Consider the following 22,510-nt stretch of genomic DNA (forward strand, 5'->3'; position numbering starts at 1 on the left):
CGGTCTCTGTGCCGTACACTCTAATTATACCACGATTCCTACTGTCTATCGTGATAGTTTTCGTTTATCGTGATGCTGTCAAAGCATGATGTTTACTTTGCATAAGAGTTTAGTATTTAATCGGAATCTAAAGTCTCCCGAAGATTTGGGCTAAATTTACAGCTCTAAGCCTCGACCAGCAGCAGGAGTTTATTGACCTTTTGCTTGATCCTGCGACGTACAACACTACAAATAATGAGAACAAAAATGTATCACGTAGTACAAAATATACTACCAATCTTCCCAATTCCAGTCCTATGCTGAGTAGTTCTACGGATTGGGATGCATGGGGACACAAACTGTTTCTATTTTTGGAATTTCAATTCTAGAATATAGAATTGAAGTTGGCTATAGGGTATCTAATGGAACTGTAACTCAGATTCTCTATAATGACGCATATGTAGTTAGAAATCTTAATCCTATGGTGCAGACTGACACAATTAGTTCAGGTGCTTATATCAGCGGCAATAAGGCGATTGCTAGAGGTGTTTTCTATTACAAACTTGGGCCGATAAATGACATGTCTGTACAGATTGGAAATATTTACGGTGAATTGATTGGGTACCCAAACGGTGATACAAGCATTTCCTATTGGAGAGATTAAGAATGAAAAAACATAAAATATTGATTACTATTTTCATAATAGTTGGGATTGCAGTTGTTTTATCAATTGTCGGTTATATCACTTACTTAAATGTATAAAGATATAAGTTGAACCATAAAAAGCCACTTGGTCTTTAAGTAAAGACAAGTGGCTTTTACACTGTGGAAGTGTTATTGATGTGTGTAAAAGTCAATATATCCTTGTACAAAAAGTGGAATAATACATCTTGTTGTGTTTTTGCTTTTATTTCATCATAGTATTTATCTAAATTACTTTGTTTGTTTCTCGTTTTTGGTTTGCCTTCATATCCTTCATAATACTTTCTAACAGTTCTTCTATCTACTCCATATTCCCTTGCTATCTCTGAAAAATTAGGTTTTATTTCCATATATTCTTATTTTATCATTTTAAAAAAATGCAAAATTATCCAATTATTAAACTAATTCAGGAATCAAATTACTTGTCCAAAATACCAAAGGCATTTGGAGAAATCCTAAATATGTTATTAAAACCTTGTGAGTTTAATATAGATGAATGCATTGAGAAGTTTTCCAATATTCCAGAACTAGAATCAACTTTAATACAAATATTAAATTATAATTCAAAATTAAACCGTGAAATATTATCATTAAAAGATGCAGTTTTGTATTTAGGTGCTAAAAATACTAGAATTATTGCTATCGCATATATAACTAGATTATTATTGCCAAATAGAAATGGAAGGGCAGGAAAAAATGGAATACAGCAATTCTTTTAAATAAGGCTTTAGATGGGGTAGCCTCGCGGGGCACGGAAACAGAACTTATACATCTCTATGACCTTCATTACCAGGGATGCATAAGTTGTTATTCATGTAAGCTTATAGGTGGTAAAAGCTATGGGTTTTATTGAAATAAACTCACCAAATTCAATACAAATCTAACCATCTGCTTAATATGACGGTTTCTATTTTTTGACATGTCTTATTTATTATGACATATTATTTCATTTTAATGTAAATATTTAGTTTACAAAGTGCAGAATTTACAGTATTAATCCTCTTTTTTACATTAATGGAAGGCCAATTATTAATTACTTGCTATTTCATAAATTCAGTTTGAATATAACCCTAAAAAAGTCATATTGCGGATAAAAAGTGATGTTAAGAATATAAACTTGTGTTAATAAATATATCTAATGTATAATAATGTTATATTGAGTCATTAAAAAGGAGAGTGATTATACTATGTTAAAAGATAAGGTACTGCCATTTTCTATCTTTTGTTTATCAATATCTATTATTATAAGTGCTGTTATCATTGCAAATGGAATGAGAAGTAATGGAGATTATGTTGGCACTGGTTTGTCTGATATGTCACAAGGATTAAGTAATATCGTAAATAATATGTACAATAACAATGCTAATGTTGTTTACACAAGAAATACTTATGATTTATCTACAGCATCTTCATATTTAGGAATTGAGGAGAGTAAATTATTAGACCTTGTTAATGAAAAAGATTCAGGGATACCCTATATCAAAATAGGTAATGATTATATATTTAGCAAAGGTGCATTAGACAAATGGCTGGAAACAGCAAGAGTTGAAATAAAATAGGATAACACAATTTGATAGCTAATTTTATTCGCAATGATGTTAAGTTTACAGTTGGTATTATTAAATTGGAGGATAAACAGATGAAAAAGAATACCGTCATTATAGTGACAGCCGCTGTTGTGCTTATTTGTTTTGGAGTATATGTATTGACCTCAGATAGATTTCCAAAGACATCAAGGGCTGCTATAGAGCAAGCAGTTGAAGGCCAAAGATTTATGATTTCCGAAATCATAGATGAAATTAAAATAGATAGTAATAGAATTCTAACATTGTATCTCAATGGGTATGGTGAGTTAGACTGTGCGGTAACTCATAAGAATCTGTTTTACTATACTGTTGATAATCTTGCAGGTCATGTTTACACAACGAATTCAGCGGAGGTTTTGACCGGTGTCAATTATAGAGCAATTTTACACTTTACAGGGTACGAGTCAGGAGAGGAGTATGCATGCTTTGGTGTGATTTTGGATGATGACGTTGCTAGAATCGAGTTCAATAACAAAAATATGAAGGAAATTAATTTCAGAGGTATGCGTATTGTCTATACTTATGGCAGAGGGAATCCTAAGTCAAAATTCACATTGTATGACAAAAACAACAATGTGTTAGAACTGACGAAGTAAACAATCCTAGTATTTTTTTAAAAATAGAGGCGATAGAGAGTTAAAACGTATACAAAAGAACAAATAAATAATATTACAGTGTTAAATATGGGTAAAGCAACACCAATATATAGATTTTAAAGGTAATCAAATATGAAAGAGTGATATAAAAAACATGAGGCATGGAAACCTTGGTTTAAGTGATTTCAGGGGTTGTCTTAAAAAATGCTCTACAGTATTTTTGACATTATCTATACAGAAGTGACTATTGACAGATATAAAAAACAGGGGTATTACACTTATATACTTATATGAGTATATAAGTATAAATTTAAAAATGTAGTTGTTTAAGGTATAAAGTATGTCTGATACAAAGCCAGAATTTTAACGAAAGGAAGATTGATTTTATGAATAAATTAACTGATTTTTTCAAGGTATTGTCTGATGAAACACGTTTAAGGATACTTATTCTGCTGTATCATAAAAAACTATGCGTATGTGAGATGTGTGGAATAACAGGAGAGTCACAGCCCAAAATATCAAAACACCTTGCTAAACTTAGGGATATAGGTCTTGTAAAAGATGAAAGGCAGGAACAGTTCATATTTTATGATTTAAATCTTAATGAGCAAGTGTACAAAGGGATATTGGAGAAAATAGTGGATAATATCAATGATTATCCAGTACTCAAAAGCGATATTGAAAAGTGTAAACATGCTGAAAAATATCTTGAATCGTGCAGAAGGTAAGGAGGATGTTTTTACATGAATATATTGGCTCTGGTATTTGGTTGGTTAAATGACCAACTATTAAAAATGACATGGCTTTCAGAACTTGTAAGGCTTCTTGTAGAAAAGGTATTCCACTTGTCCGTTAATGACAGGCTTGGTGGAAGCATCCACTTCTTCATCTATGATACCATAAAGATTTTTATACTATTATCGGTCTTGATATTTGTTATATCCTATATCCAGAGTTATTTTCCGCCAGAAAGGACAAAGAAGATTCTCGGAGGGATAAAAGGTATTAAAGGGAATATACTTGGGGCATTGCTTGGAACGATAACGCCTTTCTGCAGTTGCTCCAGCATACCGATTTTTATAGGCTTTACATCGGCTGGATTGCCTTTGGGGGTTACCTTTTCGTTTCTAATATCCTCTCCGCTTGTGGATTTGGCATCACTGCTATTGTTAATGTCATTCTTCGGTGCAAAAATTGCCATAGCCTATGTTGTTGTAGGCTTGATTTTGGCGGTTATCGGAGGAACTTTGATTGACAAATTGGGCCTTGAAAAATATGTAGAAGGATATGTAAGAGAAATCGAAAATGTTGATGCAGAAGTGCCTGAAATGACCCGTAAGGAGAGAATATCCTATTCAAAGGAACAGGTCAGGGATATTATCCAAAGAGTGTGGTTATATGTATTAATCGGTGTCGGTATAGGGGCAACCATTCATAACTGGGTTCCTCAATCAATCATAGAAAACGTGGTTGGAGGCAATAATCCATTTGCAGTATTGTTTGCTACTGTAGTGGGCATTCCAATGTATGCTGATATATTCGGTACTTTGCCGATAGCTGAAGCGTTATTTGCAAAAGGAGTAGGAGTGGGGACGGTGTTGTCATTTATGATGGCGGTAACAGCTCTATCGCTTCCTTCTATGATTATGCTTAGCAAGGTGGTAAAGCCTAAACTTTTAGCAATCTTTGTATTCATCGTATCAGCAGGGATTATATTAATTGGATATTTATTTAATGCATTTTCATACATTTTTGTATAAGCAGGTTTGATACAAGATTATTGGTTGATATTCCTGGAATAATTATAATTGCTTACATTTTATCCCACTTAATGCAAAAAGAAGAGATAAAAGAAATATATAAAAAGGCTGAAAACATGTGATATATTTATGTATAAAGGAGAGGATTTAAATGTCAAAGAACTGGTATCCAGTAATTAACTATGAAAATTGTGTTGAGTGCGGAGCATGTTTTAATAAGTGCTCGCACGGGGTTTACAAGAAAGAAGGTGACAGACCTGTAGTAGTATATCCAGAAGGATGTGTTGAGGGATGCAGAGGGTGTCAAAACTTATGTCCTTCTGATGCAATTGAGTATGTTGGTGACATAGGTGGAAAGGATAATTGTAGTTGCGGATGCTGCAGTTGCTAAATTTCGAGGGTAGAAAGTGTGAGGTCAGTTATTTTAAAGGAAAAATGTCCTGCACAGGCAAATGTCAGCAAATCAATAATTGCATGTCCTAGTCATGCAATGAGCTATGTCAAAGATAATGAGCCTTTAGGTGGCAGAATAGAAATTGATTATACAAAATGTACAAGATGTGGAACTTGTGCGAAAAAAGCTGTTGAATGACAATAATAGTGAAAAAATATCAATTGATGAAGGAGGATTTTCTTATGGTAATTAAAATTTTAGGTTCAGGATGTGCTAATTGTAAAAAATTAGAGGCTAATGTCAGGGAGGCTGTAAAAGAAATGGGCATTAAAGCCACTATTGAAAAAGTGCAGGATTTCAAGGACATTATGGCTTATGGTGTAATGAAAACGCCTGCGCTTGTAGTGGATGAGCAGGTAAAAGTGATGGGAAGAGTTCCGTCAGTGGAAGATATAAAAAAATACTTGTAAATCATGACTGCCCGTCTAATGGGTGGTTTGCTTTGAACCTATACGCTTCTGTTGCTAGCCAGCGTTTAAAGGCGCTGGCTTTCACGTGTGCCCGGCATGGGCGATAGCTAGGCGGTGAAAGTCTGCTGTGGGCGAGGGCACGGGAACCACTACTCGAACCCCATACAATAAACTTTAAGATATATGGGAGGAAAGTTATCGCTCTTACCTGGGGAGGTCTCAAGGACAAGTCATTAAAGTGAACTATGAAATGACAACCCATACAGTGATGTATGGCTGAACCTTGAGAAGTCAGCAGAGGTCATAGTACTTATCTAGTTATGAATAGATGTGGAAGGATTACAGCTGTTGTATATTTTCTATCAAGTAATCCAATAATTTTTCTACGACAAGCAGGAATTTTTGAAGTGCATGTTGAATTATTTTCATAAGACCTCACCTTCCTATTTATTTTCTAACTCATCCTTTTGGGAGGATGGTGAGGTCTTATTTCTACATATTATCGCTATTTTTCTGTTTTTTCACCTAAGAAAATTTTACACTAAGGTTCTCTACAGTAGGTGAAAATGGATATGCCTATGGGGTTCCGCTAAACTACGTATATGATAGAGGGAACATTTATTTCCATTGTGCTGCTGAAGGAAGCAAGTTGGACAATATTGTGTATAATAATAAGGTTTCTTTTTGTGTTGTTGGCAATACTGACAAAAAAGGTGCGTATCAAATAGAGGAATGCTTCAAAGAATTTGTTATAGCAAAAGTATGTTTTTCATCTAATGGTAAAATATCTTCACATTTTGGCCGTCTTGAAATCGATGGTATAAAGGTTGAAATCATGGGTGACATACAAAAATATGTTAATGGCATATGGGAAGAGCGGGTGGATTTAGAAAAATATGAAAGATATATAACACTAGATGGTATGAAATTGCCTGTATTAGATTTAGAGTACGAATATAATGCATACATGAAATTGGGGAGAATTGAAAAAGCATTGTTGTTCAAAAAATATATAAATCAGATGAAAAATGGAGACGGTACTATTTTTTCATTTGACGGTTTAAATTAATTGCTATAAAGTATTAAGAAATTCTGAATTTCAGGAGGATTGTATATGAGCAATTTTGAATTTATAAGTGGAGGCAGAGAACTACTTGACCTAGTACAGCCATTATGGGACAGATAAATTGGCAATTTCAAATTAGATAGTTAGGAGTAATGAGTGGTGAGAAAAGTATCAGTATTTTTAATTAGCGCTTTACTATTGATGATATCATTTAGTACTGTATTAGTGGTGGCATCTGTATTTAAAACATTGAATAAACCTTATACTGAAATTATTTATATGAATTGGTCAATAAAGTTGCCTAGCACATATAAGGAAGTTTATTCAAAAGACAGTGGACCAAGTTTTCATGGAGATGGTGAGAGATATCACATATTTGATTATAAAAACAGTGATGATATTGAGCTATCTTTAAAATGGAACGATGGTAATAATGCGTCAATAGAATCAGCAATAAATCATGTCCTAAATTCTTTAACTATTCCAAATGAATACATGCCAGATTTTAAATCTAAATATATATATTATTTAAAAAAGAAAGAAGACTCTTCAGTAATATATTTGGTATTTGTTCCTGATGCAAAAAGGCTTTACGTAATCGAAAATATTATTTAAGTATTTGTTTTGAAATTTAATCGAATATGGCCCTGTCGCTTTCAAGTAAGTTGAAACCATTTTTTGAAGATTTTCAAATATTTTATTTAAGGGACTATAAAAATATCAAGAAAAAAGTAAAATGAAATTGGGGTATAACTATGGAGATAAAGTTTTACAGGATAGGTGAAGTAAGCAATAGTCAGTTTGATTTTGCTGTTATATTCGCTACTTATAAAGGAAAATGGATATTTGTAAGGCATGAGGACAGAAATACGTGGGAAGTGCCTGGCGGTCACAGAGAAAAGAATGAAGATATTAATGTGACTGCTTCAAGAGAGCTATTTGAGGAAACAGGAGCATTAAATTACGAGATTGAGCCCGTATGTGATTACTCTGTTACCATAGATGAGGTAACTACATTTGGGAGATTGCTTTATGCAAAAGTAAATGAAATGGGGCCTTTGCCAGATAGTGAGATATGCGAAGTAAGCTTTTTTAAAATGATGCCTGATAATCTTGCTTATGCGGATGTACAGCCGATACTTCTAAGAAAGGTATTAGATTTTTTAAGTGGAAAGGTATTAAAACTGCTTGAAAAAGACAAAACAAGAAACATTAATATCATCAACTTTATTAGAAATTATCCTATTTATAACATTGAATCAGTTGGAGATTCAGTACTTGTTAGAGGAATAAGCGATGAAGATTGGGTTTATATTAGCAGCAAATCCTATGATGAGTTCTTTCAACTGATTGAGGGGTTGGATGAGGAGGATAAATGTTTTGCAGTCATTGAGGACTGGATGCTCCCACATATTGTAAAAAATAAAAAAATAAAATCCCGACTGACCAGTATGAAACTAGTCTATGATTCTAATGTACCACTGCCGACCGTAAAATCACATATTGTTGACTTATTAATTGCAGATGCTCCATATATATTCGAGAACTCCAAGTATAAAGAGTATATATCAATTGAATATATTGAAGATAGGATAAAAAATGGCATTGGTCTTGGCATCTATGAAAATGAAAAGCTGGTGGCATGGGCGATTACACATGATGATGGAGCCATAGGTTTTTTGAATGTATTGGAAGATTACAGAAGGAAAGGATATGGCATGGATGTAACTGTTGCAATGATAAAGAGGCTTCTGGAACTTGGCCAACTGCCATTTGTACATATTGAAGAAGATAATGTAAAGTCTATGAACCTGGCATTAAAAGCAGGATTTAGAAAGGATAGGAGGGTACATTGGATAAAATTATATTAGGGTGGTGTTTCATGGCTTTAAAAAGGACATTTTTGATCTTAAATTGCAATATTAAATGCAACACCCAATAAAGTCATATGACGATTATTTAGAATTATAAAAGAATGCAAAGAAATTGAATTTGCTTATGATGTAATGATATTAGAAGTGCAGATTTAATTTTATAGAGGATTAATTGAAATAAATATATAAAATGATTAATACAGCACAGAAGGGATGTAATTAATATGTATATTAAACCAATATTGATTGATGATCGCCAACGCACAAATGATTTTATAAAATCCCGCTGGTTTTCAACTGAAATGGTCGTTGGTGGTGAAATAGTCAATATGACAAAATTACAAGGCTTTGTTGTATATGAAAATGAAGAAATTATTGGACTTGCAACATATAGAATTAACGGTTGTGAATGTGAAATCATGTCTTTAGACAGTTTGAAGGAAAATCAGGGCATTGGAACTGCTCTTTTAAATAAGATCATCGAAGAGGCAATCAATAAAAAATGTACAAAAATAAAATTAATTACGACAAATGACAATATCAACGCAATTCGTTTTTATCAAAAGCGAGGATTTGATATGGTGAGAATACATCACAATGCTGTGGATGCTGCGAGAAAATTAAAGCCGTCTATACCATTATTAGGCAATTATGGCATACCGATTAAACATGAGATTGAATTTGAAATGAATTTAGATAGATGAATTGATTTCTTGCTTCCTTGTTTATTAGGAGATCTCATCTTGATAAGATGCTTATCAAGATTTGATACTGTTGTGTATATTTGTTATTGATATATAATGTGAATAATATGGTATTTAAGGATAATATACACTAATGAAATATAAAAGTATATATATTATAATATGGACATGGATATATCATATCAAGGGGGAATCCATGTTGAGAAGACTTAAAAAGATGCTTTTATATTTCTTTATCCTTTTAATAGCGTTTGTGCCTACAATTTCATATGGTGATAATAGTCTTCCTCAATTTAGTTTTGGTTCAAGGCTTTTATATACCGGAACGTACGGCACTGATGTTTTAAAACTTCAAAGCATACTGAATAATATTGGATTTAATACCGGTATTATCGACGGTATTTTTGGCAATAACACATTAAAAGGAGTTCTGAATTTTCAGAAGGCAGAGAACTTAGTTGCTGATGGCATTGTTGGTTCCAAAACGTACTCTGCTATACAGAATGCGACGTGGAGCAATCCAGTCGTTTATTATGTACAACCTAATGACAATATTTATTTTATAGCAAAAAAATTTGGAACTTCTATTCAGGATATTTTAAATGAGAACGGGCTTAACAGCAATGCGTCGCTGTACACAGGAGAAAAATTGCTGATACCGCATCCACCGGTTGTGGTACCGCCTCAGCTTGATAATGCCGCTAATTATCAAGAATTAAAAAATAATATTGAGACATTGCTTAGTCAGCATCCAGGGAAGTACGGTGTATATTTTATAGATTTAAATTCTGGCGAGACTTTTGACATAAATGGATATGATTCTTTTGTTGCTGCAAGCACCTATAAAGTTCCTCTTAATTTTTATCTATACACATTGATAACTGAAGGTAAGATAGACCCTAACATGGAAGTGCAGTATACATCACAGGATTACGAAAGCGGCTCAGGTTCTATACAGTACGATCCAGTGGGAACTTATTATACAATAAGGGAACTTTCTAGAAGATCAATTGAAGAAAGTGATAATATAGCTTCAAACATGATAATGAGAGTCGTAGGATACGATAATTATTTAAACTTTATGAAAAGCATGGGTGCTAATGTTATACCGTATACAAGTAATATCACATCACCGAGAGATTTGAGCTTGTATATGGAAAACTTGTTAAATTATGCAAATGCTCACAGCAGCACTGCGGGAGAACTCCTAAATTACCTTGAAAATACCATATACAATGACAGGATTTCATATCCGCTGCCAAGCAATATAACTGTTGCACATAAGATTGGCAATCTTTCCGATGTGGTAAATGATACTGCGATAGTATTTTATCCATCAAAACCGTATATATTGACGATTATGGGCAATAATGTGGACGGATTTGATAATTCAGATGCATACACTGTAATAAGAGAAATCTCAAAAATGGTATATGATTTCCAAAGCAGATGATAGAAATTAAAATAAGTCGGTTAATCCGGCTTATTTTAATTTCGTAAATTTAAATTTCTTCATTAATGACTTTTTCCAATATGTCGCTTACGCCATCTTCTAGATTAGATTTAGCTATATAATTGGCACTATTCTTTATGATATCATCGGCATTTCCCATAGCAACACCAAATCCAGCTTTGATTATCATTTCTCTGTCATTGTCTTGATCGCCTATTGCTACAACTTGATCTATGTTGATATTAAGAATTTCGCATAATTTTATTAGTGCAGATCCCTTTGTAACGCCGTAAGGGAGTATTTCTATAAAATATTCATCTGACTGAACGCATGTAAAAGGCTCGTCTGATAATTGCCTTATTTCGTCTACAAGCTTTAAAGACGTTTTGCTGTTGCCTCTAAACAATACTTTTATTATTTTATTAAGGCTAGAAAGGTCATCTACAACGTCACATTTGACGTGTTCTATAGCCATATACGATTTGATAAAATCGGAAATTTTATTTACAAATATGCCGTCTATACTGTATACAAGTATTTCGACATCGTACCTTCCTTCTTGCCATATATTCGCTGTAAGCTTGTATAGATCATCTGAAAGATATTTTTCATGTAATATTTTTTTGTTTACGGGATCGTATATTATACATCCATTAAATAGTATAACAGGTACATCAATATTAAGCTCATTTATATACGGTGTTGCAGATAAAATTCCTCGACCAGTTGCTAATGTGAAAATTCCTCCCATGTTGCGAAATTTTTTGATGCTACTTTTTGTTGCGGCCGTTATTTCTTTTTTATCGTTTAGTAAAGTTCCATCTGCGTCTGCTACTACCATCTTATATTTCATTGAGATCACCCCAAATCATTATTTGCCCAAAATTAATTATACTATTTTTTAAACATTGAGACCATCAAAAATTTTTGTACGGAAAAGATATTGTTTTAAATATTCCAATATATTAAAATTGTATGAGAAGAGAAATATTGAAAAGGGGAGATTAAAATGATAACGTGGAGGGAAGAATTTAGACTAGGCGTAGAAGAAATAGACAAACAGCATAAAAGGTTGTTTGATATTGCAAATGAAGCATATGATCTTTTAAAAGACGAATTTCAACTAGACAAATATGATCGTATTGTTGATATAATCAAAGATTTAAAAAATTATGCATTATATCATTTTGATTATGAAGAAGATTATATGAAAAGCATAGGTTATAGGAAGCTGCTTTCACATAAGGTATTGCATGATGACTTCAAAGAGAAAATAAACAACATAGATTTAGACAAAGTAGATGAAAACCAAGATGAGTACATAAAGGAAATTTTAAACTTTGTTGTTGATTGGATAGAAAACCACATATTGAAGACAGACAGACTTTATGCAGAAAAAGAATAAACACAGAAAAGGTGGCATCAATTGATACCACCTTAAATTTTATTTTAAAGGTGTAAATGGGCAGTAGCCGATTTTATCGCATCTTTTTTTCATGTCGCTCCAAAGATTATCATTAGTTATAGCTTCATAAGCTGTTGGATATAGGATATAATTTTCTTTAAATATGTGATCTCTCATGTTAAATACGATATAGTTTGATAGTTCATTTACTCTATTTTTAAAGTCTGTAAAGTGGATGTAACCAATGTTATTTGCTAGTTCTACCAGCTTTCTTTTTCTCAATCTAATTTCATCATGTTCAAGACGCATTATTCTCGTTGGTCCTGTTATACCCAACTTTTCCATCTCTGGGAATAATACATCTTCTTCTCTTTTATGATGTTTTTCAGCGTTTAAAATGTCTTCAGCAGTATTTTTAAGGTCTTTGAATATTTCCGTGTCTTCTTCAAATGATTTCATTTTTTGTATTTTAGCGTTTAACTGTTCCAATCTATCAAGCAATTTAAGTATTTCATCATGCTCTTCTATAAACGTGTTTAGAACATGGTCATGAGGCAGTGATGCCTTTAAACCATTTAACTGTCCTTCTAGCATCTCTATGTGAACTGAGCAAAGACCTCTTAATTCTTCTGCTTCAATTCCTTCATCGATTAATTTTTGCTCTGCTAAAGATAATTCTTCAGCAGTTAGATCCTCTATTAACTCTTTTGCTTCATTTTTAACAGAGTCAGGATCTTCGTTATTGTTTAACCTTTTTAAGATATCTGCCAATTTATCAATTTTATTTTCCATAATCAACATCCTCCTTTTTCTAGTGATAGTATATCAGAACGCATATTAAAATAATGTGATTTAAATCACAGTAAAATAGTAGGAATGAATATTTTTATTTACGCAGTTTATTTTTTAAAACATTTGTTTTAAAATTTAATTAAAATAGTATTCCACCATAAGACAAAACATATAAGTTTTAAAATTTTGGTTCCTATATCAGTTTTGACGAATTTATTGTCTTTTTACTATGTGTACAAGCTATTTTTAAAAATTTAGTATTAATATTGTTTGCCTTAAAAGATATTTATATTATTATGTGCTAACATGTAATTCACATTGACAACAATTGAATTTCAGTTATTAACAAACTTATCCACAATATCCACAGAATATGTATTAACACCAACTAGGTGTAATGTGAATAAGCGAATTCTTGAAAATTTTAGGAGCGTGATAAAATGGAATATGTCGATGATTATCAGGCAGAATTAAGATATCTTAATAGGACTGTCGATTTTATCAAGAATGAGCTTTATAGGTTGAGGCAATTGCTTATGATAGAAAAGTCAAATCTTTTGGAATTAAGAAATGCAGTTGTAGAAAATGCACCTAAAGTTCCCAGCAATTTTGACAATCTTGTAGAAGTTAATCCATATTTGATGGAGATAAAAAGGCAGACAATGTACTACAACAATACATTAAAAGAACTGAATATATTTAATAAAATGCTTGGTTCACCATACTTTGGAAGATTTGACTTCGTCGAAGATGGATCAGACGAAAGAGAAAAAATATATATTGGTTTGCACACTTTAAGAGATCCAAATACATTTGATATACTTGTGTATGATTGGAGAGCGCCTATATCAAGCGTATTTTACCAGTTTGAAAAAGGAAGAGCTTATTTTAAAGCTCCCGACGGCATTGTAGAAGGTGATGTGGTACTGAAGAGGCAGTATACTATCAAAGATTCTGAGCTTAAATATTACTTTGACTGCAATCTGGTGATAGATGATGAAATACTAAAAGAGGTATTGGGCCGCAATTCCACAGCTAAAATGAGGACGATTGTTGAGACGATACAAAGGGAGCAAGACATCATTATAAGAGATACTGATAGCGATATTTTGATTGTACAAGGTGTCGCAGGAAGCGGAAAAACGTCAATAGCACTCCACAGGATAGCATATCTATTGTACTTTGGTAGAGATAAAAATTTAAAAAAAGATGATATACTTATAATTTCACCGAATAATATATTCAGCCAGTATATAAAAAATGTCTTACCTGAGCTAGGAGAGGAAAATGTAAATCAGATTATTTTTGAAGATTTCTTAAAAGATGTTTTAAGCGATTGTGGAACGATAGAAAAAAGGTCAGAATACGTGAAAAGACTTGCATCAGATGAAGATAAAATTGAATCAATAAAATTTAAAAGTTCTTTAGAATTTATTAGGCTTTTAGACAGATTTATATCATACTATGAAAGAAAAATGATTCAGTTTACAGATATATATTATGATGGAAAAGTCATTTACACGAGACATGACTTAAAAAACGAATTTTTAAATGATAAGATGAACCGTCCAATGCAAAAAAGGCTAGAGCGAATAGAAAAGAAGATATTTGAAAAGATTCATCTCTTAAGGCAAGAAAGGTTTTCAAAGATTGAGAAATTCGTTGAAAATTATAAAGAGTATGAATTTGAAGTAAAGCCATACAGTCGGCTTTTATCAATAAAAGAGATGAAGGCAATCAAAAATCAGATAAATAGATTTACTCAAATAAACTATTTTGATGTTTACAAGTCGTTATTTTCAAATATGGATATATTAAAAAAGCTTTCACATGGGATAAATTTGCCAGACGATATAAATGAAATAGCTGATATGACTTATAAATCGCTAAAGGGTGGTCAAATAAGTTATGAAGACTGTGGCCCTCTTTTGTACTTAAAGTGCAAGATTGAAGGATTTAAAGTTAATAAAAAAGTAAAACATGTTGTTATAGATGAAGCACAGGATTATCCACGTATCTTTTATGAAATTTTCAAATTAATATTTGAAGGTGCTAAGTTTACTATATTAGGAGATGTATTTCAGACACTGGATAGAGAAATAGATGTTGCTTTTTACGATGTAATAGAAGATGTTTTTGAAGGAAAAAAAGTCAAAAAAATTTTCATAGAAAAAAGTTACAGGTCAACGTATGAAATAAATGAATTCAATAGAAAATTGCTTAAACATCCTCCAAAAATGATACTATTTGATAGGCATGACGAAAAACCACGTTTGGTCCAGAAAAATAGCTTTGAGGAAATATGCAATGTTATGCTTGAAGATATAGATATGCTTTTAAGTCATGGGTATAAGACTATTGCAGTCATCTGCAAAACGAAAGATGAATCAAATAAAGTTTATGATATTATGAAAGATAACACTGACCTGAAAGTTTTAAACTTAAGCGATGAAGAAATAGTAGAAGGAATTAATATCATTACGCCGTATGCTGCAAAAGGTTTAGAATTTGATGTAGTGCTTGTTTTTAATGCATCAAAAGGAAATTACAAAACTGAATTCGATAGGAATCTTTTGTATGTTGCATGCACACGGGCGCTTCATAGACTAATTATATATTCTTTAGGCCAGTTTACTGATTTTATTGATAAATCTTACCTTTGATTTTATTTTTAAAAACAAATTTGCTATAATTTTATAAAATCAAGTGAAAGGGAGATGGTTTTATGGAAGTGCTTAAAATAAACACGCATTCTAGAGAAGTTATGATAAACATAACGGAGGAAGTAAAAAGCGCGATAAAATCAAGCGGCATAAAGGACGGGATTTGTACTGTTTATGTGCCTCATACGACGGCTGGCGTGGCAATAAACGAAAATGCCGACCCTGATGTAAAAGATGATATTATTAAAGGATTGGATGAAATTATTCCCAATATACGTTTTAAGCACATGGAAGGAAATTCAGATGCACATATAAAATCGGTTTTAGTAGGCAATTCTGTCAATTTGATAGTAGAGAATGGAGAAATTCAACTAGGAACATGGCAGGGAATATATTTTTGCGAATTTGACGGGCCTAGAAATAGAAAAGTGTATGTGAAAGTAGTATAAGGAATGAAGGGGGATAATTGTTGTGACTGAACAACATACAAATGAACTGATAAAAGATTTGAAAACAGTCGTTATATACAAAAATGTGCTTAGAGATGATACGGTTAGAAAATTTATTAAAATTTTGGATTTAATATCTGACGAAAATACGGATGTAGATATTGTATATGAAATATACAGTGATTTATATTCTGATTTAACTAAATACGCTGTGAAGAACAGTGTTTATTCTGGTATATGGAAGTCAATGGTTAATGATTTAGTAAAAGTTGATGAAAATATTTTTAGCATGCTTTCTGAGAAATTCGGGCAAGACAAGATAGATGAGAGGCTTAAAATGGCGGCAGAAAAAGAATTAGAAGTCTTAAAAAAAATTGCAGATGTAGACTTAGCAGAGTACATGAAAGAGTACATATCTTTCGATATGCCGCCCTGGGAAAATCTTATTATTTCACTGAAAAATAATACTGAATATATACTAGATTATAAGACTGTAGATGAGATAATCGAATATTATAATAAAAATGGTTGCGGTCTATTCAATAGATACAGAGCATTTAGATGGCATAACGGAAAACTTATAGGCGTTGAAAATCCTGATCCTGTGGAATTTGATGATCTAGTAGGATACGAAGAGGAACACAGAATTGTCATAGATAATACAGACAGGTTTATGAGGGGACTTCCTGCTTCAAACATATTATTATATGGGGATAGAGGAACTGGCAAATCATCTACTGTAAAGGCTGTGCTTAACATGTACTACAAAAAGGGCCTCAGACTTATTGAAGTAAATCGCCAAGATATGGTAGATTTAAATAATATAATAAATGTTATAAGCAGCAGGGGCCTTAAATTTATCTTATTTTTGGATGATTTATCATTTGAAGAAAATGAAACTGAATACAAAATATTGAAGTCAACACTTGAAGGAGGCATAGGAAAGCTTCCTGACAATGTGATAATATATGCTACATCTAATAGAAGGCACATGATAAGGGAGTATTTAGACGACAACGTTCAAAATGAGCTTCACTCGATGGATACAAAAGAAGAAAAACTGTCACTGGCAGATAGGTTTGGAATAACTATTACATTTGTGTCACCAAATCAGGAAGAATATTTGAAAATCGTTGAATCACTGGCTCAGAAATACGGTATTAGTTTGGACATGGACACATTAAAAAGTGAATCTATTAGATGGTGTACTTGGCACAATGGGATGTCTCCAAGATCTGCTAAACAGTTTATTGATTATATAAGAAGTTGCTAAGGGGGATTTCTTAAAAGGAAATCCCTTTAAAAATTTTTAGAGAAAATTTCGACATATTTCGCTATTTTTTTGCACTAATTTGTTTGATTTGTTTTCATAAAAATAAAGAAACTAGCTATTTATAGGAAGTTAAATGTTTACACATGAAATATTATATCATTTTCTGTCGATAAAAAATATTCTAAAAAAAGAAGGATTTTTGAGGGATAAATAGAATATTATAATAGAAATTTTACTTTAATAGTAAATCTTTGAAAAAAATAAAAGCTTAGAACGAATTAAGGAGGTTCTAAAAATGTATTACAAAAGAGTAATCGAATTTGTATCGACAATAAAATATGGCGACAAAATGATTATGCGAAAGTATGCCGTTGTAAAATCAAAGGTCAATGTATTTAACGGTGGCGAAAACGTCGAAATTCCTTCCTTTGGAATCGAAATTTCAGAGCAAGTAATTTCGGAAAACGCAGTTGAGGCAGAATTTGGAGATGCTGTAGTACATGTAAGCCCATATAAAGACAAAGTTGAAGCACTAGCAAAGAAATTCTGCAGTGAGGACTTGTCACCATTGCACCTATCTGACATAATTGATGATATGTACATTGAGTACATAGCAGATTATGATGAATATGCGAAAGAATGTAAAATTGCTATATGAGGGCTTTTGGCCTTCTTTTTTTATTTTATTTTTCAGATTATAATATACAGTAATAAAATAATTATGGAGATGATTATATATGAAGATTGTTTCAAATAAAGAAATGAGAGAAATCGAATCTATAGCTATAAATTCATTAGGAGTGCCGTCAATATGTTTGATGGAAAATGCAGGACGAGCTGTTGCAGAACATGCTAATGAATATTTAGCGCACAATAATAAAAAAAATGTCATCATTTTATGTGGCAAGGGAAACAATGGTGGAGACGGGTATGTAGCAGCAAGATATCTATTTAACAGCGGGTTTGATGTGAAAGTTTTTATTATAGCCAGTATGGGGACAATCACAGGAGATGCTAAAAAAAATCTTGACATAATAATTAATATGGGAATTTTTGTTGCTGAAATAATGCAAAAAGAGCAGCTAAAATTTTTTGAAAAGAATGTCAAAGACTGCGATTTAATAATAGATGGATTATATGGCACAGGACTTGATAGAGAGATAACGGGTATAGGCAAAGATTTGATAGAAATCATAAATGGATCTGGAAAGTACATTATATCTATCGACATACCCTCTGGAATAAATGGCGATAATGGACATGTAGAAGGATGTGCGGTAAAAGCTAATAAGACGATAACGATGCAGTTTATGAAAAAAGGTATTGCCGTATACCCTGGTGTAGACTATGCAGGTGATGTTATTGTCGCAGATATAGGTATACCCAAAAACTTGATTGATAGCTTTAATTGCAAATATCATATAGTCTCACAGGAAGATGTGAATTTGCCTAGAAGAAGTAGAAATACACATAAAGGTGATTATGGGAAACTTTTGATTATAGCTGGTTCAAAGAATATGACTGGAGCTGCAGCTTTGTGCGCCATGAGTGCTATAAAAACTGGCTGTGGAATTGTAAAATTAGCTGTTCCAAGGTCTATTCAGCCTATCTTACAAGAAAGTTTAAAAGAGATTATAACATACGGTGTGGATGACAAAGATGGGGCATTCTATATAGGTTCAGTAGAAGAAGTTTTAGATCTTTCAAAGACGGTAGATGCGGTGGCGATAGGACCGGGGCTTTCTAATAGTGTAGATGTAAAAGCTTTTGTAAAAGAAATAATATTAAGAATAGATAAACCAATAGTATTGGATGCGGATGCTTTGAATGTTATATCAGATATGGTAGATATAATTTATGGCAAAGAGATTATTTTGACGCCTCACATGGGGGAAATGTCTCGACTTTTAGGTATTTCTATCGATGACATAAATAAAAATATATATGATACGGTAGAAAAATTTGTTGATAAATATAAAGTAACACTTGTGCTTAAAGGTTCAAGAACAGTAATAGGAAGTAACACCGAAGGCATATATATAAATTGTACAGGGAATCCTGGTATGGCAACGGCCGGCTCTGGAGATGCTTTAACAGGAATGATTTCATCTTTTTTGGTTCAAGGACTGACTTGCATAAAAGCAGCAGTATACGGCGTATTTTACCATGGGAAAGCAGGCGATATGGCGGCAGATAAGTATGGGGAATATGGTTTAACTGCCACAAATATTATTGAGCACATTCCGTATGCTATGAAATTGTGAAGAGGTGATGTGATTGAAGAGACTTTTATTAGTGTTTTTGCTTATGATGACTATGGCATTTACAGGATGCATGAAAAAGTCTCATGTAGATGTATCTTCTAATATAAAAAAGTCTCTTGATAATTTAAAAAGTTATACGTCTGATGTAGATGTTGAATTGCATAACAACAAGAATGTGAAGAAGTACAGCATGAAACAGTTTTATAAAGATGGTAGATACCGCATGGAAATATACGATGAGTCAGATAAACCTGATAAAGTTATTGTGTTTGATGGAAATAGAAGTTATGTTTATTTTTCGAAAGTTAATCAGACTTTTATCGAGGACAATAGCGACAATATCCCAGCTTATTCTCTTTTTGCTTCATTTGTGACTAATTTTAAAAAGGCTGGAGAAATAAAGGAAGAAGATGGAGAGGAATATTATAGAATTGACGTTCCTATCCCTGATGGGAATACTTTCATGTACAATGAGGTTATGGAGTTTTCAAAAAAAGATTACAAACCGTCATCTTTGAAGGTATACGATATAAAAGGAAAGCTTTTTGCTGAGATAAGATACAAAAATTTTATGTATAATCCTAAGCTAGAAGATGGACTTTTTACTCAAAGCGATATTTCTACATTTAGCAGATATATGAATATACAAAATGATTTATCAATAGATATAAAAGATGTATATAAATATACAGGTATAAATCCGGTATTTCCTGAATATATGCCGAAAAATTATGTACTTGTAAATGTCAGCATAGATATGTCAAATAATAATGCAGTTAATTTAACATATCTAAATGGTAATGATATAATAAAAATTGTTGAAAGTGTTTATACTTTTGACGGAAAAGGCTTTGAAAAAAAGAAGAGTGGAAATATTACGTATTATAAAAAAGGCAATCGATACGTCGTTGACAGAAATGGGCTTATAATCGATGTGTTTTCTAATGAAAAAGTTAGTTCTTATGAAGTGATGATGATTTTAAATTCTTTAATATAATTTGGAGGTATATATGTTTAACTTATATAGGCCAACATGGGCAGAAGTCAATCTTGACAACATAATTCACAATTACAAGGAAATTAGAAAAATAACAGATAAAAAAGCTGGAATAATGGCTGTTGTAAAAGCAAATGCGTATGGACATGGTTCATATGAGATATCGAAAGAATTAATTAAATGTGGTGTTGATTATCTTGCTGTTGCAACGATTGATGAGGCGCTGGAACTGAGAGAACAGGGAATATCAAAACCTATATTGGTGTTAGGTTACACGCCAGCAAAATTTGCTGATATCATTGTAAAATATGATATTACACAGACTGCATTTGAGTTAGGATATGTAAAGGAAATTTCTAGGGAAGCTCAAAAGCAGGGGAAAGATGCGAAGATTCACGTGAAGATTGATACGGGCATGGGGCGTATTGGGTATAACGACATGGATAAAGCATATGAAGAAATTGTCGCCATGACTTCACTTAAGGGAATCTATATAGAAGGCATATTTAGCCATTTTTCTTCGTCTGATGAAAAAGATAAAGAGTATACGATAAAACAGTTTAATATTTTTAATAGCCTTACGGAAAGGCTTAAAAAATCGGGCATATACCTTCCTATAAGGCACATTGCAAATAGCGCTGCAATATTAGATATGCCTGAAACTCATCTAGACATGGTAAGGCCTGGCATTATACTGTATGGAAGTTATCCATCGGATGAAGTTAATAAAAAAATCAACTTAAAATCAACTATATCATTGAGGTCCAGAATTGTGTATATAAAAGATGTACCTGAAGGTGAGTATATAAGTTACAACAGGACGTACAAGACAAGCAGAAAAAGTCGGATAGCTACGTTGCCTATTGGATATGCAGATGGCTTAAATAGATTATTGTCAAATAATCACAGTGTCATAATAAAAGGTAAATATGCGCCTATTGTGGGGAAGATATGCATGGATCAATGTATGGTGGACGTAACGTCAATTGAAGGCGTAAAAGAAGGAGATGTTGCCACCATCATGGGTGAATCGGATGGCAAAATCGTAAGTGCAGATGAAATAGCAAACAAATTAAAAACTATTTCTTATGAAGTATATTGTGGAATATCTAGACGGGTACCAAGAATATATATATTTAATGGAGAGATAACAAAAGTAGAAAATTATTTAAAATGTTAAATATTATGTATAAAAATAATAAAGATTGACATTAATATATATAGCAGTATATAATAAATTATATAAGTGTGTTAGGAGGTCATAATTGTGGGCGAGACAAAAAGAATACTCGTCAGTTTGCCTGAGAGCTTACTGGAAGAAGTTGATGTGCTTGCTGCTATGGAAAATAGAAACCGCAGCGAATTTATAAGGGAAGCTATGAAGCTGTACATCAAGGAAAGAAAGAAGATGAAAATAAGGGAGAGCATGAAAAAAGGATACCTTGAGATGGCGGCAATAAATGCAGAACTTGCGGAATTGGGCCTAACCGCTGACAATGAATGCTTTAACGGATATGAAAGAAAATTAAAAAAGTGTGATTGATATGATTATAAAGCGTGGAGATATTTTATATGCAGATTTAAGCCCTGTGATAGGCTCAGAACAGGGTGGTGTTAGGCCCGTACTTGTTATACAAAACGATATCGGTAATAAGTACAGCCCTACAGTTATTGTATCAGCAATAACATCCCAAATAAACAAGGCAAAGTTACCAACGCATGTTGAGATAAACGGAACGGAATACGGTCTTAATAAAGATTCTGTTATATTATTAGAACAAATTAGGACTATCGATAAAAAGCGGCTTAGAGAAAAAATAGGCCATTTTGACCAAGAGATGATGGAAAAAGTGAATGAGGCATTGCAAATAAGCTTAGGGTTAATAGATTTTTAAAGGACTAAACAAAGTGATGTCCTTTTATTTTTGTGCTTTTTTAAAATATTTAGTTAAGCAATTGTTGTTGAAAATGGTAGAATTTAAGTATAGAATAAAGAGTGATTTCGGAAACTAATTTCCAGCAGCATACAATGACATAAATTAGATATTAGATACAAAAAATAACAATGATTTTGCGATAAAAA

Annotated in this window: 25 protein-coding genes and 2 pseudogenes; 24 read left to right on the top strand and 3 right to left on the bottom strand. The window is 32.4% G+C overall.

Annotated features, from left to right (window positions below; all coding sequences use genetic code 11):
- The first annotated feature begins 325 nt into the window (after positions 1-325).
- Entirely contained in the window at positions 326-643 is a 318-nt protein-coding gene (locus tag J2Z80_RS13625) for a hypothetical protein (RefSeq protein WP_209454880.1), read from the top strand.
- Between the two features lie 235 nt (positions 644-878).
- Here J2Z80_RS13625 and J2Z80_RS13630 read toward each other — a convergent pair.
- Positions 879-1,031 (bottom strand): annotated as a pseudogene (locus tag J2Z80_RS13630) (IS21 family transposase); the annotation flags it as partial.
- 72 nt (positions 1,032-1,103) lie between these two features.
- Between J2Z80_RS13630 and J2Z80_RS13635 the strand changes: the two are divergent.
- From J2Z80_RS13635 to J2Z80_RS13695, 13 genes and pseudogenes are all read left to right on the top strand, one after another.
- Complete coding sequence (locus J2Z80_RS13635) at positions 1,104-1,400, top strand: hypothetical protein (RefSeq protein WP_245301346.1); 297 nt, start codon at positions 1,104-1,106, stop codon at positions 1,398-1,400.
- 468 nt (positions 1,401-1,868) lie between these two features.
- Complete coding sequence (locus tag J2Z80_RS13640; protein ID WP_209454881.1) at positions 1,869-2,240, top strand: helix-turn-helix domain-containing protein; 372 nt, start codon at positions 1,869-1,871, stop codon at positions 2,238-2,240.
- Positions 2,241-2,320: 80 nt separating this feature from the next.
- Positions 2,321-2,863: a hypothetical protein gene (locus tag J2Z80_RS13645; RefSeq protein WP_209454882.1), complete on the top strand. Its 543-nt coding sequence runs from the start codon at positions 2,321-2,323 to the stop codon at positions 2,861-2,863.
- A 386-nt stretch (positions 2,864-3,249) separates the two neighbouring features.
- The gene (locus J2Z80_RS13650) at positions 3,250-3,591 is read left to right on the top strand and encodes an ArsR/SmtB family transcription factor (protein WP_038070112.1); all 342 of its coding nucleotides are present in this window, start codon (positions 3,250-3,252) and stop codon (positions 3,589-3,591) included.
- Positions 3,592-3,606: 15 nt separating this feature from the next.
- Entirely contained in the window at positions 3,607-4,623 is a 1,017-nt protein-coding gene (locus J2Z80_RS13655; RefSeq protein ID WP_209454883.1) for a permease, read from the top strand.
- 151 nt (positions 4,624-4,774) lie between these two features.
- Complete coding sequence (locus J2Z80_RS13660; RefSeq protein ID WP_192403192.1) at positions 4,775-5,014, top strand: ATP-binding protein; 240 nt, start codon at positions 4,775-4,777, stop codon at positions 5,012-5,014.
- 18 nt (positions 5,015-5,032) lie between these two features.
- Positions 5,033-5,215: a 4Fe-4S dicluster domain-containing protein gene (locus tag J2Z80_RS13665; protein ID WP_192403190.1), complete on the top strand. Its 183-nt coding sequence runs from the start codon at positions 5,033-5,035 to the stop codon at positions 5,213-5,215.
- 44 nt (positions 5,216-5,259) lie between these two features.
- Positions 5,260-5,487 (top strand): thioredoxin family protein, encoded by a 228-nt coding sequence (locus J2Z80_RS13670; RefSeq protein ID WP_209454884.1) that lies wholly within the window; start codon positions 5,260-5,262, stop codon positions 5,485-5,487.
- A 550-nt stretch (positions 5,488-6,037) separates the two neighbouring features.
- Positions 6,038-6,556, top strand: a pseudogene (locus tag J2Z80_RS15050) (nucleotidyltransferase domain-containing protein); the annotation flags it as partial.
- A gap of 198 nt (positions 6,557-6,754) precedes the next feature.
- Positions 6,755-7,168, top strand: a complete 414-nt coding sequence (locus J2Z80_RS13680) for a hypothetical protein (protein WP_209454885.1) — start codon at positions 6,755-6,757, stop codon at positions 7,166-7,168.
- A gap of 140 nt (positions 7,169-7,308) precedes the next feature.
- Positions 7,309-8,424: a GNAT family N-acetyltransferase gene (locus J2Z80_RS13685; protein ID WP_209454886.1), complete on the top strand. Its 1,116-nt coding sequence runs from the start codon at positions 7,309-7,311 to the stop codon at positions 8,422-8,424.
- A gap of 227 nt (positions 8,425-8,651) precedes the next feature.
- Positions 8,652-9,131, top strand: coding sequence for a GNAT family N-acetyltransferase (locus J2Z80_RS13690; RefSeq protein ID WP_209454887.1), 480 nt, complete (start codon positions 8,652-8,654; stop codon positions 9,129-9,131).
- Between the two features lie 196 nt (positions 9,132-9,327).
- Positions 9,328-10,584, top strand: coding sequence for a serine hydrolase (locus tag J2Z80_RS13695; protein WP_209454888.1), 1,257 nt, complete (start codon positions 9,328-9,330; stop codon positions 10,582-10,584).
- Between the two features lie 49 nt (positions 10,585-10,633).
- On the opposite strand, the gene J2Z80_RS13700 is transcribed toward J2Z80_RS13695, so the two are convergent.
- Positions 10,634-11,437, bottom strand: a complete 804-nt coding sequence (locus J2Z80_RS13700) for a Cof-type HAD-IIB family hydrolase (RefSeq protein ID WP_209454889.1) — start codon at positions 11,435-11,437, stop codon at positions 10,634-10,636.
- A 156-nt stretch (positions 11,438-11,593) separates the two neighbouring features.
- On the opposite strand from J2Z80_RS13700, the gene J2Z80_RS13705 reads away from it, so the two are divergent.
- Positions 11,594-11,989 carry a bacteriohemerythrin gene (locus J2Z80_RS13705; RefSeq protein WP_209454890.1) on the top strand — a complete coding sequence of 132 codons (396 nt, stop codon included), beginning with the start codon at positions 11,594-11,596 and terminating at the stop codon, positions 11,987-11,989.
- A gap of 39 nt (positions 11,990-12,028) precedes the next feature.
- Here the strand turns inward: J2Z80_RS13705 and J2Z80_RS13710 are convergent, their stop codons facing one another.
- Positions 12,029-12,790: a DUF438 domain-containing protein gene (locus J2Z80_RS13710; RefSeq protein ID WP_245301347.1), complete on the bottom strand. Its 762-nt coding sequence runs from the start codon at positions 12,788-12,790 to the stop codon at positions 12,029-12,031.
- Between the two features lie 431 nt (positions 12,791-13,221).
- On the opposite strand from J2Z80_RS13710, the gene J2Z80_RS13715 reads away from it, so the two are divergent.
- The 9 genes from J2Z80_RS13715 (at position 13,222) to J2Z80_RS13755 (ending at position 22,322) form a co-directional block, all read left to right on the top strand.
- The gene (locus J2Z80_RS13715) at positions 13,222-15,444 is read left to right on the top strand and encodes a HelD family protein (RefSeq protein ID WP_209454891.1); all 2,223 of its coding nucleotides are present in this window, start codon (positions 13,222-13,224) and stop codon (positions 15,442-15,444) included.
- A 62-nt stretch (positions 15,445-15,506) separates the two neighbouring features.
- Positions 15,507-15,893 (top strand): secondary thiamine-phosphate synthase enzyme YjbQ, encoded by a 387-nt coding sequence (locus J2Z80_RS13720; RefSeq protein WP_209454892.1) that lies wholly within the window; start codon positions 15,507-15,509, stop codon positions 15,891-15,893.
- Positions 15,894-15,915: 22 nt separating this feature from the next.
- A complete protein-coding gene (locus tag J2Z80_RS13725; RefSeq protein ID WP_209454893.1) occupies positions 15,916-17,166 on the top strand; it encodes an ATP-binding protein in 1,251 nt (416 codons plus the stop codon).
- A gap of 295 nt (positions 17,167-17,461) precedes the next feature.
- Positions 17,462-17,824: a DUF6514 family protein gene (locus J2Z80_RS13730; RefSeq protein WP_209454894.1), complete on the top strand. Its 363-nt coding sequence runs from the start codon at positions 17,462-17,464 to the stop codon at positions 17,822-17,824.
- Positions 17,825-17,903: 79 nt separating this feature from the next.
- Positions 17,904-19,430, top strand: coding sequence for an NAD(P)H-hydrate dehydratase (locus tag J2Z80_RS13735; protein WP_209454895.1), 1,527 nt, complete (start codon positions 17,904-17,906; stop codon positions 19,428-19,430).
- Between the two features lie 13 nt (positions 19,431-19,443).
- Positions 19,444-20,427: a LolA family protein gene (locus tag J2Z80_RS13740; protein ID WP_209454896.1), complete on the top strand. Its 984-nt coding sequence runs from the start codon at positions 19,444-19,446 to the stop codon at positions 20,425-20,427.
- A 13-nt stretch (positions 20,428-20,440) separates the two neighbouring features.
- A complete protein-coding gene (gene alr, locus J2Z80_RS13745; RefSeq protein WP_209454897.1) occupies positions 20,441-21,607 on the top strand; it encodes an alanine racemase in 1,167 nt (388 codons plus the stop codon).
- An 87-nt stretch (positions 21,608-21,694) separates the two neighbouring features.
- Positions 21,695-21,970 carry a CopG family ribbon-helix-helix protein gene (locus J2Z80_RS13750; protein ID WP_209454898.1) on the top strand — a complete coding sequence of 92 codons (276 nt, stop codon included), beginning with the start codon at positions 21,695-21,697 and terminating at the stop codon, positions 21,968-21,970.
- Between the two features lies 1 nt (position 21,971).
- A complete protein-coding gene (locus tag J2Z80_RS13755) occupies positions 21,972-22,322 on the top strand; it encodes a type II toxin-antitoxin system PemK/MazF family toxin (RefSeq protein ID WP_013297077.1) in 351 nt (116 codons plus the stop codon).
- Positions 22,323-22,510: the final 188 nt, after the last annotated feature.

Source organism: Thermoanaerobacterium butyriciformans, assembly GCF_017874545.1.
Lineage (GTDB): Bacteria > Bacillota > Thermoanaerobacteria > Thermoanaerobacterales > Thermoanaerobacteraceae > Thermoanaerobacterium > Thermoanaerobacterium butyriciformans.

What these genes read in the sequence shown, in the direction of transcription:
- J2Z80_RS13625 (WP_209454880.1), top strand. Translation starts at nt 326, where the DNA reads ATGGGGACACAAACTGTTTCTATTTTTGGAATTTCAATTCTAGAATAT.
- J2Z80_RS13640 (WP_209454881.1), top strand. Translation starts at nt 1,869, where the DNA reads ATGTTAAAAGATAAGGTACTGCCATTTTCTATCTTTTGTTTATCAATA.
- J2Z80_RS13645 (WP_209454882.1), top strand. Translation starts at nt 2,321, where the DNA reads ATGAAAAAGAATACCGTCATTATAGTGACAGCCGCTGTTGTGCTTATT.
- J2Z80_RS13650 (WP_038070112.1), top strand. Translation starts at nt 3,250, where the DNA reads ATGAATAAATTAACTGATTTTTTCAAGGTATTGTCTGATGAAACACGT.
- J2Z80_RS13655 (WP_209454883.1), top strand. Translation starts at nt 3,607, where the DNA reads ATGAATATATTGGCTCTGGTATTTGGTTGGTTAAATGACCAACTATTA.
- J2Z80_RS13660 (WP_192403192.1), top strand. Translation starts at nt 4,775, where the DNA reads ATGTCAAAGAACTGGTATCCAGTAATTAACTATGAAAATTGTGTTGAG.
- J2Z80_RS13670 (WP_209454884.1), top strand. Translation starts at nt 5,260, where the DNA reads ATGGTAATTAAAATTTTAGGTTCAGGATGTGCTAATTGTAAAAAATTA.
- J2Z80_RS13680 (WP_209454885.1), top strand. Translation starts at nt 6,755, where the DNA reads ATGATATCATTTAGTACTGTATTAGTGGTGGCATCTGTATTTAAAACA.
- J2Z80_RS13685 (WP_209454886.1), top strand. Translation starts at nt 7,309, where the DNA reads ATGGAGATAAAGTTTTACAGGATAGGTGAAGTAAGCAATAGTCAGTTT.
- J2Z80_RS13690 (WP_209454887.1), top strand. Translation starts at nt 8,652, where the DNA reads ATGTATATTAAACCAATATTGATTGATGATCGCCAACGCACAAATGAT.
- J2Z80_RS13695 (WP_209454888.1), top strand. Translation starts at nt 9,328, where the DNA reads ATGTTGAGAAGACTTAAAAAGATGCTTTTATATTTCTTTATCCTTTTA.
- J2Z80_RS13700 (WP_209454889.1), bottom strand. Translation starts at nt 11,437, where the DNA reads ATGAAATATAAGATGGTAGTAGCAGACGCAGATGGAACTTTACTAAAC.
- J2Z80_RS13705 (WP_209454890.1), top strand. Translation starts at nt 11,594, where the DNA reads ATGATAACGTGGAGGGAAGAATTTAGACTAGGCGTAGAAGAAATAGAC.
- J2Z80_RS13710 (WP_245301347.1), bottom strand. Translation starts at nt 12,790, where the DNA reads ATGTTGATTATGGAAAATAAAATTGATAAATTGGCAGATATCTTAAAA.
- J2Z80_RS13715 (WP_209454891.1), top strand. Translation starts at nt 13,222, where the DNA reads ATGGAATATGTCGATGATTATCAGGCAGAATTAAGATATCTTAATAGG.
- J2Z80_RS13720 (WP_209454892.1), top strand. Translation starts at nt 15,507, where the DNA reads ATGGAAGTGCTTAAAATAAACACGCATTCTAGAGAAGTTATGATAAAC.
- J2Z80_RS13730 (WP_209454894.1), top strand. Translation starts at nt 17,462, where the DNA reads ATGTATTACAAAAGAGTAATCGAATTTGTATCGACAATAAAATATGGC.
- J2Z80_RS13735 (WP_209454895.1), top strand. Translation starts at nt 17,904, where the DNA reads ATGAAGATTGTTTCAAATAAAGAAATGAGAGAAATCGAATCTATAGCT.
- alr (WP_209454897.1), top strand. Translation starts at nt 20,441, where the DNA reads ATGTTTAACTTATATAGGCCAACATGGGCAGAAGTCAATCTTGACAAC.
- J2Z80_RS13755 (WP_013297077.1), top strand. Translation starts at nt 21,972, where the DNA reads ATGATTATAAAGCGTGGAGATATTTTATATGCAGATTTAAGCCCTGTG.